General features: G+C 57.1%; 16 protein-coding genes. 11 read left to right on the plus strand and 5 right to left on the minus strand.

Translation table 11 applies throughout. The features are described 5' to 3' along the window. Positions 1-144: 144 nt before the first annotated feature. Both nusG and SIB38_RS07080 read left to right on the plus strand, forming a co-directional pair. Positions 145-681, plus strand: coding sequence for a transcription termination/antitermination protein NusG (nusG, locus tag SIB38_RS07075; protein WP_294117605.1), 537 nt, complete (start codon positions 145-147; stop codon positions 679-681). A 173-nt stretch (positions 682-854) separates the two neighbouring features. After that, positions 855-1,472: a methyltransferase family protein gene (locus tag SIB38_RS07080; RefSeq protein ID WP_294117603.1), complete on the plus strand. Its 618-nt coding sequence runs from the start codon at positions 855-857 to the stop codon at positions 1,470-1,472. Positions 1,473-1,505: 33 nt separating this feature from the next. Here the strand turns inward: SIB38_RS07080 and SIB38_RS07085 are convergent, their stop codons facing one another. After that, positions 1,506-2,084: a TetR/AcrR family transcriptional regulator gene (locus SIB38_RS07085; RefSeq protein WP_294117602.1), complete on the minus strand. Its 579-nt coding sequence runs from the start codon at positions 2,082-2,084 to the stop codon at positions 1,506-1,508. 137 nt (positions 2,085-2,221) lie between these two features. On the opposite strand from SIB38_RS07085, the gene SIB38_RS07090 reads away from it, so the two are divergent. From SIB38_RS07090 to rplA, 4 genes are all read left to right on the plus strand, one after another. Further along, positions 2,222-2,785, plus strand: a complete 564-nt coding sequence (locus tag SIB38_RS07090; protein ID WP_412551693.1) for a carboxymuconolactone decarboxylase family protein — start codon at positions 2,222-2,224, stop codon at positions 2,783-2,785. Positions 2,786-2,906: 121 nt separating this feature from the next. Continuing rightward, positions 2,907-3,368 carry a GNAT family N-acetyltransferase gene (locus SIB38_RS07095; protein WP_294117597.1) on the plus strand — a complete coding sequence of 154 codons (462 nt, stop codon included), beginning with the start codon at positions 2,907-2,909 and terminating at the stop codon, positions 3,366-3,368. Positions 3,369-3,529: 161 nt separating this feature from the next. Further along, the gene (gene rplK / locus SIB38_RS07100) at positions 3,530-3,955 is read left to right on the plus strand and encodes a 50S ribosomal protein L11 (RefSeq protein WP_294117594.1); all 426 of its coding nucleotides are present in this window, start codon (positions 3,530-3,532) and stop codon (positions 3,953-3,955) included. Continuing rightward, positions 3,955-4,653 (plus strand): 50S ribosomal protein L1, encoded by a 699-nt coding sequence (gene rplA / locus SIB38_RS07105; RefSeq protein ID WP_294117592.1) that lies wholly within the window; start codon positions 3,955-3,957, stop codon positions 4,651-4,653. The genes rplK and rplA overlap by 1 nt, the downstream gene beginning before the upstream one ends. A gap of 65 nt (positions 4,654-4,718) precedes the next feature. Here the strand turns inward: rplA and SIB38_RS07110 are convergent, their stop codons facing one another. Then, positions 4,719-5,348 (minus strand): hypothetical protein, encoded by a 630-nt coding sequence (locus tag SIB38_RS07110; protein ID WP_412551694.1) that lies wholly within the window; start codon positions 5,346-5,348, stop codon positions 4,719-4,721. Positions 5,349-5,489: 141 nt separating this feature from the next. Between SIB38_RS07110 and SIB38_RS07115 the strand changes: the two genes are divergently transcribed. From SIB38_RS07115 to SIB38_RS07125, 3 genes are all read left to right on the plus strand, one after another. Continuing rightward, positions 5,490-5,726 (plus strand): hypothetical protein, encoded by a 237-nt coding sequence (locus SIB38_RS07115; RefSeq protein ID WP_294117582.1) that lies wholly within the window; start codon positions 5,490-5,492, stop codon positions 5,724-5,726. Between the two features lie 319 nt (positions 5,727-6,045). Continuing rightward, positions 6,046-8,421: a methyl-accepting chemotaxis protein gene (locus SIB38_RS07120; RefSeq protein WP_412551695.1), complete on the plus strand. Its 2,376-nt coding sequence runs from the start codon at positions 6,046-6,048 to the stop codon at positions 8,419-8,421. A 223-nt stretch (positions 8,422-8,644) separates the two neighbouring features. After that, positions 8,645-9,679 carry a fatty acid desaturase gene (locus SIB38_RS07125; RefSeq protein ID WP_294117579.1) on the plus strand — a complete coding sequence of 345 codons (1,035 nt, stop codon included), beginning with the start codon at positions 8,645-8,647 and terminating at the stop codon, positions 9,677-9,679. Positions 9,680-9,744: 65 nt separating this feature from the next. On the opposite strand, the gene SIB38_RS07130 is transcribed toward SIB38_RS07125, so the two are convergent. Then, on the minus strand, positions 9,745-10,614 hold the full coding sequence (locus tag SIB38_RS07130) for an aldose 1-epimerase family protein (RefSeq protein ID WP_412551696.1): 870 nt from the start codon (positions 10,612-10,614) through the stop codon (positions 9,745-9,747). A gap of 381 nt (positions 10,615-10,995) precedes the next feature. Between SIB38_RS07130 and rplJ the strand changes: the two genes are divergently transcribed. Further along, complete coding sequence (rplJ, locus tag SIB38_RS07135; RefSeq protein WP_294117576.1) at positions 10,996-11,514, plus strand: 50S ribosomal protein L10; 519 nt, start codon at positions 10,996-10,998, stop codon at positions 11,512-11,514. A 71-nt stretch (positions 11,515-11,585) separates the two neighbouring features. Continuing rightward, the gene (gene rplL, locus SIB38_RS07140) at positions 11,586-11,963 is read left to right on the plus strand and encodes a 50S ribosomal protein L7/L12 (protein WP_093323523.1); all 378 of its coding nucleotides are present in this window, start codon (positions 11,586-11,588) and stop codon (positions 11,961-11,963) included. 402 nt (positions 11,964-12,365) lie between these two features. Here the strand turns inward: rplL and SIB38_RS07145 are convergent, their stop codons facing one another. After that, positions 12,366-12,653 carry a hypothetical protein gene (locus tag SIB38_RS07145; protein ID WP_412551697.1) on the minus strand — a complete coding sequence of 96 codons (288 nt, stop codon included), beginning with the start codon at positions 12,651-12,653 and terminating at the stop codon, positions 12,366-12,368. A 160-nt stretch (positions 12,654-12,813) separates the two neighbouring features. Then, positions 12,814-13,794: a hypothetical protein gene (locus SIB38_RS07150; protein WP_412551698.1), complete on the minus strand. Its 981-nt coding sequence runs from the start codon at positions 13,792-13,794 to the stop codon at positions 12,814-12,816. Positions 13,795-13,881: the final 87 nt, after the last annotated feature.

Genomic DNA, 13,881 nt, shown 5'->3' on the forward strand with positions numbered 1-13,881 from the left:
CGGCGTTAGGCACGGCTTTAGAAGATACGTGGCGTGTGGCGATTCGAGTTGCACGCCGATTTTTTGTTTCTGATAGTCTGTTTGAAGACTGCGAAGATAAACGACACTCCGGCAGATGGCCGGCAATGACGGGAAGACGAACACATGGCGAAACGGTGGTATTCGGTTAGCGTCCTTTCGAACTTCGAAAAGAAGGTCGCCGAGACAATTCGCACATCGGTCGAAGAGCAGGGGCTTGAGGACCAGATTGACGAAGTGCTGGTGCCAACCGAAGAAGTGATCGAAGTGCGTCGCGGCAAGAAAGTGACCACCGAGCGCCGCTTCATGCCGGGTTACGTGCTGGTGCACATGGAAATGAGCGACCAGGGCTATCACCTGATCAACTCGATCAACCGCGTCACCGGCTTCCTGGGTCCACAGGGCCGTCCTATGCCGATGCGTGACGCCGAGGTGCAGGGCATCCTGGGCCGCGTCGAAGAGGGCGAGACCACAACGCCAAAGCTGCTGATCAGCTTCGAGGTTGGCGAGAAGGTCAAGGTCAACGAAGGTCCATTCGAAGACTTCGACGGTATGGTCGAGGAAGTGGACGAAGAGAACCAGCGCCTGAAAGTGACCGTGTCTATCTTTGGCCGGGAAACCCCGGTCGAGCTGGAATACACGCAGGTGACCAAGCAGATGTAAGCGCTGCGCACCGTGACAGATTGAGACGCCGTCCCAAAGGGGCGGCGTTTTCTTTTGGTAACAGGGGCTTGCGCGGCGAGTGTAGCTTGTCACCAGCTTTGGTGCGGTTACAGTGGGCACTGGACCTCACCAGCCCGTTACATTGGCGGGCGTAGACACGACGCTGATTGTTTATGGATCTTCCTACCGCCCTCTCTGACGCACTCCGCCCCTATTTGGCGGGGTTTTTTACCTTTGTGGCGGTTTTTTACACATCCCGAATTGCTTTTCTAAAATCGCGCGAAGGGGCGGAGTTTGTGTTGCCGGGCGCCCGGTTTTGTGCGTCCTGGTGGAACCACATGGTGTTTCGCTTCTTTCGTGTCACGATTTGGGGTGTTTGTCTGGCGCGCGCGATTGATCCGGGGCTGGATGCCTACCTTGGCCTTTGGCCGGCGTGGCAGCGCCCGGTCGTGGTTCTGACAGGGGCGGGGTTATTGACCTTTGGGTTTGCGCTGGCTTTGGTCAGCCATTTTGCCTTGGGGCGGCATTGGCGGTCTGGCTTTGACGGCGGTGTGCCTGAGACGCTTCTGGAGGCCGGGCCGTATCGGTTTTCGCGCAATCCCGCTTTTCTGGGTGTGATGCTTGCGCAGGTTGGGTTTTGGTTGGCGCTGCCGAGTTGCTTTTCCACCGTCTGCCTGATTGTGGGGCTGATCGCTGTGTACCATCAGATGCTGTTGGAAGAGCGACACATGGCGGCAAGGTTTGGCGCGCGCTATGTTGATTATTCACAGCGTGTACGGCGCTGGGTGTAGCGCTTGAGGTGGTTTTGGGAGGCTGCGCCACAGTCAGTGCTGCGTGCGGACACGTGCCGCCAGATCGCCGACCATGTCCTTGATTACCTCAGCATCCTTTTCCCGCAACGCGTAGAAGCACAACCCCGCGAGATCTGCGCTTAGTTGCCGGGCCAGCTTTGCTGCATCGCTGTGTGTCGGCAATTCACCGGCATCGATGGCTTGCTGGAAAACATCGGCAAAGATGGCGTCGTTCTGCATAAGCAGCTCTGACAGTTTGTCTTCAATCGCCTGATTTCCCTGGCTGGTCTCCAGCGTGGCTTTCACCAGATAGCAGACCGGCAGCGGGGCGTTGGCATCCGACAGCGGGTGCGCGCGCAGGATGAACTGGGCCAGCCCTTCCAAAGGAGACCCAGCTTGCGCCTGAAGCTCAGCGCGCAGGTGATTCAAGCGGGTGGCGTAGCGTTCCAGGCTGAGACAGTAGAGCTTCGCCTTGCTGCCAAAGGCGGCGTAGAGCGAGCCAGGGTGCATGCCAGTGGCACGCTCCAGGTCCTTGAGCGACGTGGAGGCGTAGCCCTTGGTCCAGAACAATTCCAGCGCCTGATCGAGTGCTGCTTCTTTATCGTGGCTCACATTCATAGCGCTCTATGTAACGACGGCGTGGGGTAAAGCCAAGGTCACATTTGAGTGATCGCTCAAAACCCATCTTGAGTGATTGCTCAAGCTGCCCATATGACAGTCACGTTGATGATTTTACAAAGGACACGACGATGACCAATTTTCCCCGCCATACCGCTGAGACCGCACCGGAAGCTGCCAAAGAGCGTTTGATTGCCTCAGAGAAAGCCTATGGTTTCCTGCCGGGTCTCTATCAGGTGATGGCCGATGCGCCGCAGTTGCTGGAGACCTACCAGCGGACCCATGAGGCATTTGTCAGCACCAGCTTTGACAACACCGAGCTGACGGTGGTGTGGCAGTCGATCAACGAGGAGCATGAGTGCCACTACTGTGTGCCGGCCCATACCGGCATCGCGCATTCGATGGGAATCGCTCAGGATGTGATCGACGCGCTGCGGGACGAGACCCCCTTGGCTGATCCAAAGCTGGAAGCGCTGCGGACCTTTACGCTGGCGCTGACGCGTGGGCGCGGCAACGTGACGCCAGCGGAGTTTGAGGCGTTTTATGCGGCAGGCTACGGCTCGCAGCAGGTGTTGGAGATCATTCTGGGTCTGTCTCAGAAAGTGCTGAGCAACTACACCAACCACGTGGCCCAAACCGCTGTGGATCCGGCGTTCCAGCAGTTTGCCTGGAGCCGGACGGATAAGGCGGCCTAAGCGGTCCTAATCAAAGGAGGCCCTCGCAGGTGATTGCGGGGGCTTTTGTGTGTGCATCACCGCTTGCATCTTATGGTTGATTTGGGGATGGTTTCCGGGGAGCAAAAAAGGAGGCGCGCAGATGATCATTCGAGAGGCCAGAGCAGAGGACGCCGCCGAAGTGAGCGCGTTCCTCCAAGCATTGGTGGCGCTGGGGAAGCGGCGCTTGCCAGCGGACGAGGAGTTTGTGCGCGATGTCTACATTGGTCATGCGGACAACATCGCCTGTTCGGTGGCGGAAGATGCGGACGGCAGCCTGCTGGGCATCCAGATGTTGCTGCGGGCCGCGGAAGGCAATCCCTACGGCGTTGTGCCAGGGTGGGGCATTATCGGTACGCATGTGAACCCCAAAGCCGCGCGGCGCGGGGTGGGGCGCAAGTTGTTTGCCACCACGCGGGCTGCGGCCGAGACGGCGGGGCTACAGAAGATCGAGGCCACCATTGGCGCACAAAGCCCGGACGCGCTGGCCTATTATGACTCAATGGGGTTTGAAACCTTTGCGCGGGATGACGAAAAGGTGCGGAAGTGTTTTGAGGTGGAATAACTTCCTCCCCCTTGCCAAGCCATCAAAACAAGCCTAAACGCCCCTCTATCGTCTTCGGGCGAGATTCTCTCGTGGGAGATCTTAGGCATCGCGATGTCGGATCGGACCACGCAACATAACCCGGGCGGAACGCGTTTCGCTCACGTTGAAAGGAAAACCAAATGGCTAAGAAGCTTGCTGGTACAATGAAGCTGCAGGTTCCTGCAGGTCAAGCCAACCCTTCCCCACCCGTCGGTCCGGCGCTGGGTCAGCGCGGCATCAACATCATGGAATTCTGTAAGGCGTTCAACGCCAAGACACAGGACATGGAGCCAGGTGCGCCTTGCCCAACCGTGATCACCTACTATCAGGACAAGTCCTTCACCATGGACATCAAGACGCCACCTGCGTCTTACTACCTGAAGAAGGCTGCCAAGCTGAAATCCGGTGCAAACCTGCCAGGCCGTGAGGTTGTAGGTTCCGTGACTGCCGCTCAGGTGAAAGAAATCGCCGAAGCGAAAATGAAAGACCTGAACGCAAACGACATCGATGCTGCTATGCAGATCATCCTTGGCTCCGCGCGTTCCATGGGCATCGAGGTGAAGTAATGGCTAAGCTTGGTAAACGTACTGCCGCAGCGCGCGAAGCGTTCGCTGGCAAATCCAACCTGACCGTTGAAGAAGCTGTTGCTCTGGTCAAAGGCAACGCCAAAGCGAAGTTCGACGAGACCGTTGAAATCGCCGTTCAGCTGGGTGTTGACCCACGTCACGCAGACCAGATGGTCCGCGGCGTTGTTGGTCTGCCAAACGGCACCGGCAAAGACGTGCGTGTTGCTGTATTTGCTCGCGGTCCAAAAGCCGAAGAAGCACAGGCAGCTGGCGCGGACATCGTTGGCGCAGAAGATCTGATGGAAACCGTTCAGGGCGGCACCATCGACTTTGATCGCTGCATCGCGACTCCTGACATGATGCCGGTTGTTGGTCGTCTGGGTAAAGTTCTTGGCCCACGCAACCTGATGCCAAACCCAAAAGTTGGCACCGTGACCATGGATGTGGCTGACGCTGTGAAAAACGCCAAAGGCGGCGAAGTGCAGTTTAAAGTCGAGAAAGCCGGCGTTGTGCACGCTGGTGTTGGCAAAGCCTCCTTCGACGAAGGCAAGCTGGTTGAGAACGTAAAAGCGTTTATGGACGCGGTTCTGAAAGCCAAGCCTGCTGGCGCGAAAGGTGCCTACGTGAAGAAGATCGCTCTGAGCTCCACCATGGGCCCAGGTGTGACTATCTCCGTGGACAACGCCACCGCACAGTAAGATCACCCGATCTTCAGAGATTTAAGGGCGTCCCTTTGGGGCGCCCTTTTTTATTGCGGTGCAGACTAACGCAAGGCGCGGCGGCGACAGAGCGGTTCTGAGCGAATGGCTTTGCGCTGCACAAATTTCAGGTGGCCGAGAACAGGCCGAAACGCCATGTGTTTGTCTGAGCGATCCATGAAATCTAGAATGCGATAGATGTTGATTGGATGTTTCTGGATCAGCGTCAGGATGCGGTCCTGTGCCTCCTCCCGGGAATAGGTGTCGATTATCTGACAGGCAGCTTGTGTCGGTGTCAGGATGTAAAAATCCTGAGGCCGTCGTGGGGTGTAGCGGATGGCGTCAAATGGGGACTCTCCAAGCGCGCGGAACTTGGGGATGATCATCCGCAGGTCGTGATGTGCGTTTTCAATGACATGCCCAGATACCTGACGGAAGCCAAATGCAGATAACTTCAGTGAAATGTGATTGCGCATTGGGCCGGCCATTATGTCTGCATCAGAACGATCAAATCGCAGATCATCAAAGACCGAGAGTATCTGGCGCTCGATGTCGACCACAGCCAGATAGGGATCTTGGTCGATGGTCTCGAGCATGTCATGAAGGTCAAATTGAGCGGACTGTACCGGTTTCGTGCCATCAGCTGGTTCGTTTGGATTTCGCGCCTTTGAGAGGCGGGTTAGCTTCCAGAGCATTACAGAGCGCCTTTTGCAAATGCAGGTATCGTTTCTGATACGTGGCAGCCGTGGTTGTTGGCTCATTCATGGTTCTTTTGCATCCGCGGGAGCAGCGGCGGCGTAGTTGACAGGAGGCGTGGCAACTAGAAGAGGGCGGACATGACATTACACGAGAAGAGGCAGGATCTGGATGGGGAGAAGCGCAAGGTGTTGTTGCAGCGTCTACTTTCCGAACTCAGTGGCTTAGACCCGAACCTGTATTACCAATCCACCAGCCAAGTCGCGCTGTTGCTGCGAGCCTATATTGATGGGGATGCAAAGTTGGTTCAGGAGGATCGTAAGCTTCTGCAAGGTTTGGCTCCGCGCGATATCGAGGTTTTGCTGAGCTTGCATTGAAGGCAGTGTGCGCGCTCGGTGAAGTGTTTGGGCTTAGACCTTTCGGGGTGGTTTGATCGCGAGGCGCATCGGTTCACAGGTTTACGATTCGGGTTTGTAAACTGCCTAAAGAATAATCAGACCTGATGTTTGGCTCAGGTCGCGGGGCACTGAATTAATTCGTTGCATTGAAAAATTTATGCGTGCGTTGGCGTGAAAGCTGACTCACCTTCAGGGTGTGTTTTGGCGCAAAATCCGTGGGTTATCGGCATTCTTCGGCCTTTATTAAGTCCTTTGGCGCAGTCGTGAGAGCACGTTAGGACAGCCAATAGGACCACTAATGCCACGCTTCAATTCAATCCCGCTTTCTAGGAAGCTGCCGATTTTTATTGTCGGTTTCAGCATCCTGCTCGCGGCTGGACTGATCTCAGCCAGCCTTTTTGCGCTTCAGAAATATGCCTTTACGGCCGTTGAGAACCAAATGTTCTCAACCATCGCAGACCGACGATTTGCGGTGCGTCAGATGTTGAAAGGTGTTGAAGCGGATCTGGAGTCTTTGGCGGTGTCTTCGGCCACGGCCAATGCTTTGGTCGACTTTGAAGAGTCGTGGGGGGCGTTGGGCGGGGACGCGCAGTCTGAACTGACGCTGGCCTATATCGATGGCAACCCAAATGAAGTTGGCTCTAAACATCTGTTGGATCGGGCGCAGGGGGATGCGGCCTATCACACGGATCATGCGCTGTACCATCCAGGTCTGCGGACCCTGATCGAAACCAAGGGTTACTATGACGCCTTCCTGATCAATCCGTCCGGGGATATTGTGTATTCGGTCTTCAAGGAGCTGGACTACGCCACCAATCTTGTGTCTGGCGCCTACAAGGACAGTGGTCTGGCTGATGTGTTCAAATCTGCCGTAAAAGGTGCGGACGGAAGCATGCATTTTGATGACATGCGGCCTTATGCACCCAGTTACGGTGCAGCCGCGGCCTTCATTGCGGCGCCGGTCCGCGGCGCAGACAATGCGCTTCTGGGTGTTGTCGCGTTGCAGATCCCGGTCAATATGATGGGTGAAATCACCAACAGCAGCCTTGGGCTGGGTGAGACCACTCAGATCTATATTGTGGGCGACGATGGTCTTGCCCGGACCACGTCGCGCTTTGAAAGCGGGTTTCAAGTGCTCGACGAACTGCCAATGACACACCACATCGAAGAAGCGCTTGCTGGGCACAGCGTGTTTGAAGTGGATGAAGGGGTAAACGGTCAGCAGGTGGTGACCTATGTCAAACCGCTTGAGCTAGACTACGCCAACTGGGCCATCATCGCCGAGCAAGACGTCAGTGAGACCATGGGGCCCGTTTGGGCGCAGGGGAAGATCCTGATTGCTGTTAGTGTTCTCTTGACGGTGGTCCTGTCTTTCCTTGGCTGGATGTTTGCCCGCACCATTACCCGTCCGTTGAGCGAAATCTGCGGTGACATGGAGCAAATCTCCGGGGGCGACTTTGAAACCGATGTGGCCACCGCAGAGCGCGGGGACGAGATCGGGGATCTGGGCAAAACCCTTGTGGCAATGCGCGGCGACCTGAAGAAAGCCAAAGACGCCGAACAGCAGCGGGCTATCGCGGCCCAGGAACAAGAGGTTGTTGTCGAGAAGCTGAGCGCCGGCTTGGGGCAGTTGTCTCAGGGCGACTTTGCACAAACCATCGACGAGCCGTTTGGCGCAGACCACGATGCGTTGCGTCTGGACTTCAACAAGACTGTGCATCAACTCAACACCACCGTGTCACAAGTGGTGGAGTCGGCGGACAGCATCAAGAGCGGTGCCGCTGAGATCAGCCAGTCGTCGCTGGATCTGTCGCAGCGGACAGAGAACCAGGCAGCAACGCTGGAAGAAACTGCGGCGGCGTTGAAGGAGATGACCAACAACGTGCAGTCGGCCGCCGAGGGCACCCGCAATGTGGAGAACGTTGTAGCTGAGGCCCGCTCCGAGGCGGAAGTCAGCGGCGAGGTTGTGCGCGATGCGGTGAAAGCGATGACCGAGATCGAAGAGGGCTCGCGTCATATCTCCCAGATCATTGGTGTAATCGACGATATCGCCTTCCAGACCAACCTCTTGGCGCTGAACGCGGGTGTGGAAGCCGCGCGTGCCGGTGACGCGGGTCGTGGCTTTGCGGTGGTGGCCTCCGAGGTGCGTGCCCTGGCGCTGAAGTCTTCGGATGCGGCCAGCGAGATCAAGGCTCTGATCAGCGACAGCGCGCAGCAGGTCGAAAGTGGCGTGGATTTGGTTGGCAAAGCGGGTGACGCTTTGACCAACATCACCGAACGGGTCAACAACATCTCCACGCTGATGTCTGAAATTGCCCGCAGCGCGACGGATCAGTCTGCAGGCTTGGCAGAAATCAACGCCAGTGTTGTGCAGTTGGATCAGGTGACCCAAGCCAACGCTGCGATGGTAGAAGAGTCCACTGCGGCAGGGCAGATGCTTGCCAAGGATGCGTCTGAACTGATGGCGATGGTCTCAAGCTTCAAGACCGATGCGTCGGCGGTTGCCGAGGCGCCCGTGGCGGCGCCTGCACCGGTTGCCCCACCGGTACCGGCACCAGCGCCGGCACCAAAGGCTGAGGTTGATGCGCCAGCACCGGCACCAAAGAAGAAAGCGGCCCCGATGGCTGTCGACGGAAATGCAGCGGTGGATATGGAGCTGTGGCAGGACTTCTAATGCCCTGGCTTCGGGCGCAGGCTTGTTGGCATGCGGGCGATGCGCCGAAACCCCTGCACCAGGTGCCGCCGGTCGGGTTTTCCGCCGGCGGCATTCTATTTTGACCGTGGAATGCAGAAATGCGCGAAAAACTGACGCAACGACAGCAATGTGATCAAAAACCAATTGCCAGCCGCGTGCTTTCGTCTATCCACGGCGCAACGAACAAATCATTGGCAGGCACATGGTAATCCACTCCGTTCCGCAACCTGATCAGCCTGTCGAGCGTTCCGCGCGCGAATGGGTTAAAGTCCTCGCACAGTACCGCGAGCCCAACGAGGCGCGCAGCGTCTTGGAACTGTTGGTTACTGTGGTGCCCTTTGTGGCACTTTGGGCTCTGGCGTGGTGGAGCATGTCGGTCAGCCTGTGGCTGACCCTGGGCATTTCTGTGTTGAACGCGCTGTTTCTGGTGCGCCTGTTCACCATCCAGCATGACTGTGGTCATGGCGCCTTTTTCAAAAGTCGTGAGGTGAGTGACTGGCTCGGCCGCGTACTGGGTGTGGTCACCCTGACCCCCTATGACGTCTGGCGGCGCACCCATTCGATCCACCACAGCGCGGCGGGCAATCTCGACAAGCGTGGCATTGGTGATGTTTACACCATGACCGTGGCCGAATATCGGTCGGCCCATCCTTTGCGTCGATTGCAGTACCGCATGGTGCGCCATCCGCTGACCATGTTTGGTCTGGGGCCGTTTTATCTGTTTTTTGTCCAGAACCGGGTGCCGTTGGGGTTGATGGACAGCCGCAAATACTGGCTCAGCGCCATGGCAACCAATCTGGTGCTGATCGCAGTGCTTGCGGGCATCTATTATTTTGGCGGTCTTGCGCCGCTGCTGCTTATCTTCCTGCCAACCACCTTGATCGCCGCGACGGCAGGTGTCTGGCTGTTTTACGTGCAGCACCAGTTTGAGAACACACAGTACGACCAGCACGAAGCGTGGGACCTGCATGAGGCCGCTTTGAAAGGCAGCTCTTACTACCGTTTGCCCGCCGTGCTGCAATGGTTCAGCGCCAACATAGGCATCCACCATGTGCACCACCTCTACAGCCGCATCCCGTTCTACCGCTTGCCGGAAGTGCTCAAGGACTATGGAGAGTTGGCCGAGAACAACCAGATGAGTGTGCGGGAAAGCCTGGCCTGTGCGCGTCTGCATCTTTGGGATGAAAAGACGCGACGATTGCTGTCGTTCCGGGAAGCGAAAGCAATCTACGGATAAGAACAACGCCACCAACTTGGTGGCGTTATTTGTTTGGTAGAGTGTTGGCGTGCCGAAGGCGTTGCCTAGGTTTCTACGGTGACGCTGAAGCCAAATTCCACCGCCTCACCGGCGGGCAGTGACAGGCTGTTGGGGCGTTGAGAAATCTGTGGCCCATCCCCAACCAGAGACGCGGTGCCGTGCCATGGCTCGACACATAGGAATGGCGCGTCGACCGGTTTCCACAGCGCGAGATCAGGCAGGTTGTGGAAGGTGAAAGCCAACCCCGGGCCGTTCTCTGGGCCGTAGCGCAGTGCCTCGGTGCCATTTGGGAACACCAACGCGCCGTCTTTGAACAGGCCTTCCTCAATCTCCAGCACACCATTGGTAAACGGGCCTTCCACCCGCGTCGGCTCCAGCAGCCCGTCTGGGTGCAGCGGCTGCCGGGCGGGATTGTTGGCTGTCTCCAACTGGACGACATGCCGTTGGGTCTCCGCACCGGGCAGGGGCCAGTTGAAGGCCGGGTGGAAGCCAAAGCCAAAGGGCATTGCGGTGTCGGAGTGGTTCTCCACCCGAGCGGTCACGGTCAGGGTTGCGTCCGCCAAGGCGTGGGTGAGGTGCAGCGCGAAATCGAAAGGGTACAGCGCCCGCGTTTCAGGGGCCGCGCGCAAGACGTGGCGGCACTGCGTTGGGCTGTGCTCTTCCAACGTAAAGGTGCGTCGCCGCGCGAAGCCATGTTGCGCCATGTCGGCCCTGTGTGCGCCCACGGCAATCCTGTCGTCTACAGCGCGCCCCACGATGGGGAAGAGCACAGGCGCGCGGCCGGACCAAAAGGCCGGATCACCGTGCCACAGCAGATCCACACCGGCGTGCGTGCGCAGATATTGCATTTCGGCACCAAGCTCCGCGACAGACAGGCTGAGGTGATCGTCGGAAAGAGTACAGTCAGATGTCATGTCAAAGCCTTTGTAACGCCTGCCCCGGAGGAATTCGGCCACACTCTAGCGTCCGGTGTGGGGAAGGGAACCGCCATCTTTGCTGGCTGCAGATTTCTGTGCTTGCAAAGTGGCTGTGTGGGCGGTAAACGGCCCCTGCCCATTCCGAAACGGAGTCGCTTGTCGATTCTATCTTGGGGTGGCCTGTCCAAGACGAAGGGTTCGGATTTCGATCTGAATAATTCCTTTCTGAGATGGGGTAAGAGACAAGAATTCTTAGAAGGCCCCATGGGGCCGTCTGGCGATCTTGGTTCCCAACCCAAAGTATGGACCTAAACGCGTGCCGCATCTGTGGTGCGCAAAACTGAGCCGGGGCGTAAGTCCCATATTTGGAGTAAAACTGTGGATAGAGCACAAAAAGAGAAGTTGGTCGAAGAGCTCGGCCAGATCTTTGAAAGCTCTGGCGTTGTAGTGGTTGCCCACTACGCGGGTCTCACGGTTGCTGACATGCAGGACCTTCGCGCACGTGCCCGTGCAGCGGGTGGTGCTGTTCGTGTCGCCAAGAACAGGCTCGCCAAGATCGCCCTGGACGGCAAACCATGCGAAAGCATCGGTGGCCTTCTGTCGGGTATGACCGTTCTGACCTATTCCGAGGACCCTGTGGCAGCTGCCAAAGTGGCCGAGGACTTCGCCAAAGATCACAAGAAATTTGAGATCCTTGGTGGTGCAATGGGCGAGAACGCTCTGGACCGTGCTGGTGTTACAGCAGTGTCGAAAATGCCTTCGCGCGACGAGCTTATCGCTCAGATCGCAAGCATGCTCGGCGCACCTGCTTCCAACATCGCCGGTGCCATTGGCGCACCTGCTTCGAACATCGCATCCATCCTGTCTACCATCGAGGAAAAGGCAGAGGCTGCGTAAGCAACTTTTTGAGCCGCGTAGGGTGAATGCCCAACGTTGGAACACATACCTAAGAACGGAAAGAGTCTAAAATGGCTGATCTGAAAGCACTCGCAGAAAGCATCGTGGGTCTGACCCTGCTGGAAGCACAAGAACTGAAAACCATCCTCAAAGACGAGTATGGCATCGAGCCAGCCGCTGGCGGCGCAGTTGTAATGGCAGCAGGCGGCGACGCCGGCGGTGCAGCTGAAGAAGAAAAGACTGAATTTGACGTAATCCTGAAAGCTGCAGGCGCGTCCAAAATCAACGTCATCAAAGAAGTCCGCGGCATCACCGGTCTGGGCCTGAAAGAAGCTAAAGAGCTGGTTGAAGCCGGCGGCAAAGCTGTCAAAGAAGGCGTTTCCAAGGACGAAGCGGAAGAGATCAAAGGCAAGCTGGAAGCAGCTGGCGCTGAGGTCGAAGTTAAGTAATTCGGTTTTTCACCGAGTTATTGCAGGCGTCCCTTCGGGGGCGCCTGTTTTTGTTTGGGGAGGGCGTTTTCTGTGTGGTGGGATATTGTCTTTTTCGGCCTAAAGTTGGCTTTTTCTTGCTTTCGTGACTGGCCGCTATCCACAACTAATCAACGATACAGGCCCTGAACGCATCTGATAGGCCTCCTTCTGGACCACTCGGACACTCGAACGCGCAGACTTGAAGTTTCTTGAAATCCGTACTTTGGCTCGCGAGTTCTGATCTTGCTGATCTGCTTAGAAGACCAAAAATTGTTTCGCTATCCGTAGGGTTCTTTGCGTTCAAAAGAGTGTATAACTCCACCGTGATCGCAAGATGTTTTTGTAGGTCCGAAACGTCAGTTCGATTTAGTTCCTCAAGCATCAAAAAAAGAGTTGCCCAATTCGAAGGTCTTCACCCTGAGAAGCGTCAAGAAAAAGCGATCCTGTTGTCAACAATGAACCATATTCCTGCAGCCACCAGTTGGTTTGCTGTTCCATATTTTCGAAGGTGTTGCACGATCCAGGTAAGTTGCTCTGGCTTAAGGTCTGGGAAGGAAGTACCAGGAAAAGAGACGCAATGGCACAGCGTGTTACCGCCAGTGCCTTCGGTGGGGTATTCCTCAATTTTGAAACCTCTTGTCCATTTTTCGGCTTCGCCCAGGTAGCCACAGGAGGGTGTCTACTCGCTACAATCTCTTCCTTCCTGAAAGTGATAGTAGATGTTGGCTGCTCAGTACACACTTTGTGCGGTTGCCTTTTACGGTGTGCGGGGGAGGGACGGTTTGTAGCGCTCGCAAATGAGTATTGGCACCACTTTCTAGGACTATCATTACTTACAAAGCGGCAGCTCCAGTGGTGGCTGTTTCGGCAGTGAGGCGCGCCATTCGTTGATGATGGGCTGCAGGGTTTTCTTGGGCCAGAACTTCGGTATGCCGATGGTTTTGAGGCAAGCGGCATGCCAGTAGAGGCCGGATTGTTGCGGGGATGTCCCGCGTTGGATCGCTTTGGCCACGGCGTTGATGTCTTTTGAGGACGGGTAGATGTAGAGTGTTGTTGGCTTGCCATCGGCGATCTTCAGAATTTGGTCCGTGGCGGGTTTGGACCAGGTGGTGCAGCCGTTGCTGCGCCCTGAGGTGTAGTCTACCAGTTTGCCAAAGGGCACAAAGCCGTCCGCGTCGGCGTGGGTGCTTTGGGGCCGTTCCATCCGGCATTGCCAGCGCAGGAACATGGCGCGGTGCCCGCCGATGGCGCGCTCGCGGGCGTTGCTGGTTTCGCCTTCGCCGTCAAACAACAGGAAGGTGCGGAGGAACGGTTTGGTGCCCGCGCTGCCTTGGTAATAGCCCTTGAAGGATGTGCGGGATTCGGCGGTGACATAGGCGCCACCGGCGGTGAGCTTGGAGCCCTCGGCGTTGCTGAAATTGCGGGCGCATTGGCGGCCATTGGCAAAGTTGGCTTTGGCCAGTTTGCGGCCGTTTCCGTAGCCTGAGGAAACCGCCTTAAACGTCTTTGCGTTCTCGCAGATCACATAGAAGCGGGGTAGAGCGCTGCCGTCATCGGCTGTGCTGGGACGGGTGGCGTCCATTGCGAAGTAACAGGGGTTCTTGACCGTGCCGCTGCGGCGCTTCTCGAGATAAAGCGCGCGGGCGCGGTCGAGCACGATGGGCGCAATTTGGCCTGTTCCTGTGCCGACGTGTTTTTGCAGCCATTTGGGAATGCCTTGGGACGCCTTGGACGCCCAAGTTGGCGCTGCGAGGCCCGAGCAGATCAGGGCGGCGAGGCCCATGGCGCGGAGGGAAAAGGTCAAAAACAAAAGGCAGGCTCCCACATATGACGGACAACACGAACTGGGGTCAGCCTGCCCGAAAAAGGGGGTGCGGGTCTAGGGGGGGGGATAGAG

It is taken from the genome of Shimia sp. MIT910701, from assembly GCF_047126315.1.
Classification (GTDB): Bacteria; Pseudomonadota; Alphaproteobacteria; order Rhodobacterales; family Rhodobacteraceae; genus Shimia.

Excerpts from the sequence above, each read along its gene's own strand:
- SIB38_RS07080 (WP_294117603.1), top strand. The coding sequence starts at position 855 with ATGGATCTTCCTACCGCCCTCTCTGACGCACTCCGCCCCTATTTGGCG.
- rplL (WP_093323523.1), top strand. The coding sequence starts at position 11,586 with ATGGCTGATCTGAAAGCACTCGCAGAAAGCATCGTGGGTCTGACCCTG.
- SIB38_RS07130 (WP_412551696.1), bottom strand. The coding sequence starts at position 10,614 with ATGACATCTGACTGTACTCTTTCCGACGATCACCTCAGCCTGTCTGTC.
- rplK (WP_294117594.1), top strand. The coding sequence starts at position 3,530 with ATGGCTAAGAAGCTTGCTGGTACAATGAAGCTGCAGGTTCCTGCAGGT.
- SIB38_RS07110 (WP_412551694.1), bottom strand. The coding sequence starts at position 5,348 with ATGCTCTGGAAGCTAACCCGCCTCTCAAAGGCGCGAAATCCAAACGAA.
- SIB38_RS07090 (WP_412551693.1), top strand. The coding sequence starts at position 2,222 with ATGACCAATTTTCCCCGCCATACCGCTGAGACCGCACCGGAAGCTGCC.
- SIB38_RS07120 (WP_412551695.1), top strand. The coding sequence starts at position 6,046 with ATGCCACGCTTCAATTCAATCCCGCTTTCTAGGAAGCTGCCGATTTTT.
- nusG (WP_294117605.1), top strand. The coding sequence starts at position 145 with ATGGCGAAACGGTGGTATTCGGTTAGCGTCCTTTCGAACTTCGAAAAG.
- rplA (WP_294117592.1), top strand. The coding sequence starts at position 3,955 with ATGGCTAAGCTTGGTAAACGTACTGCCGCAGCGCGCGAAGCGTTCGCT.
- SIB38_RS07095 (WP_294117597.1), top strand. The coding sequence starts at position 2,907 with ATGATCATTCGAGAGGCCAGAGCAGAGGACGCCGCCGAAGTGAGCGCG.
- SIB38_RS07125 (WP_294117579.1), top strand. The coding sequence starts at position 8,645 with ATGGTAATCCACTCCGTTCCGCAACCTGATCAGCCTGTCGAGCGTTCC.
- SIB38_RS07115 (WP_294117582.1), top strand. The coding sequence starts at position 5,490 with ATGACATTACACGAGAAGAGGCAGGATCTGGATGGGGAGAAGCGCAAG.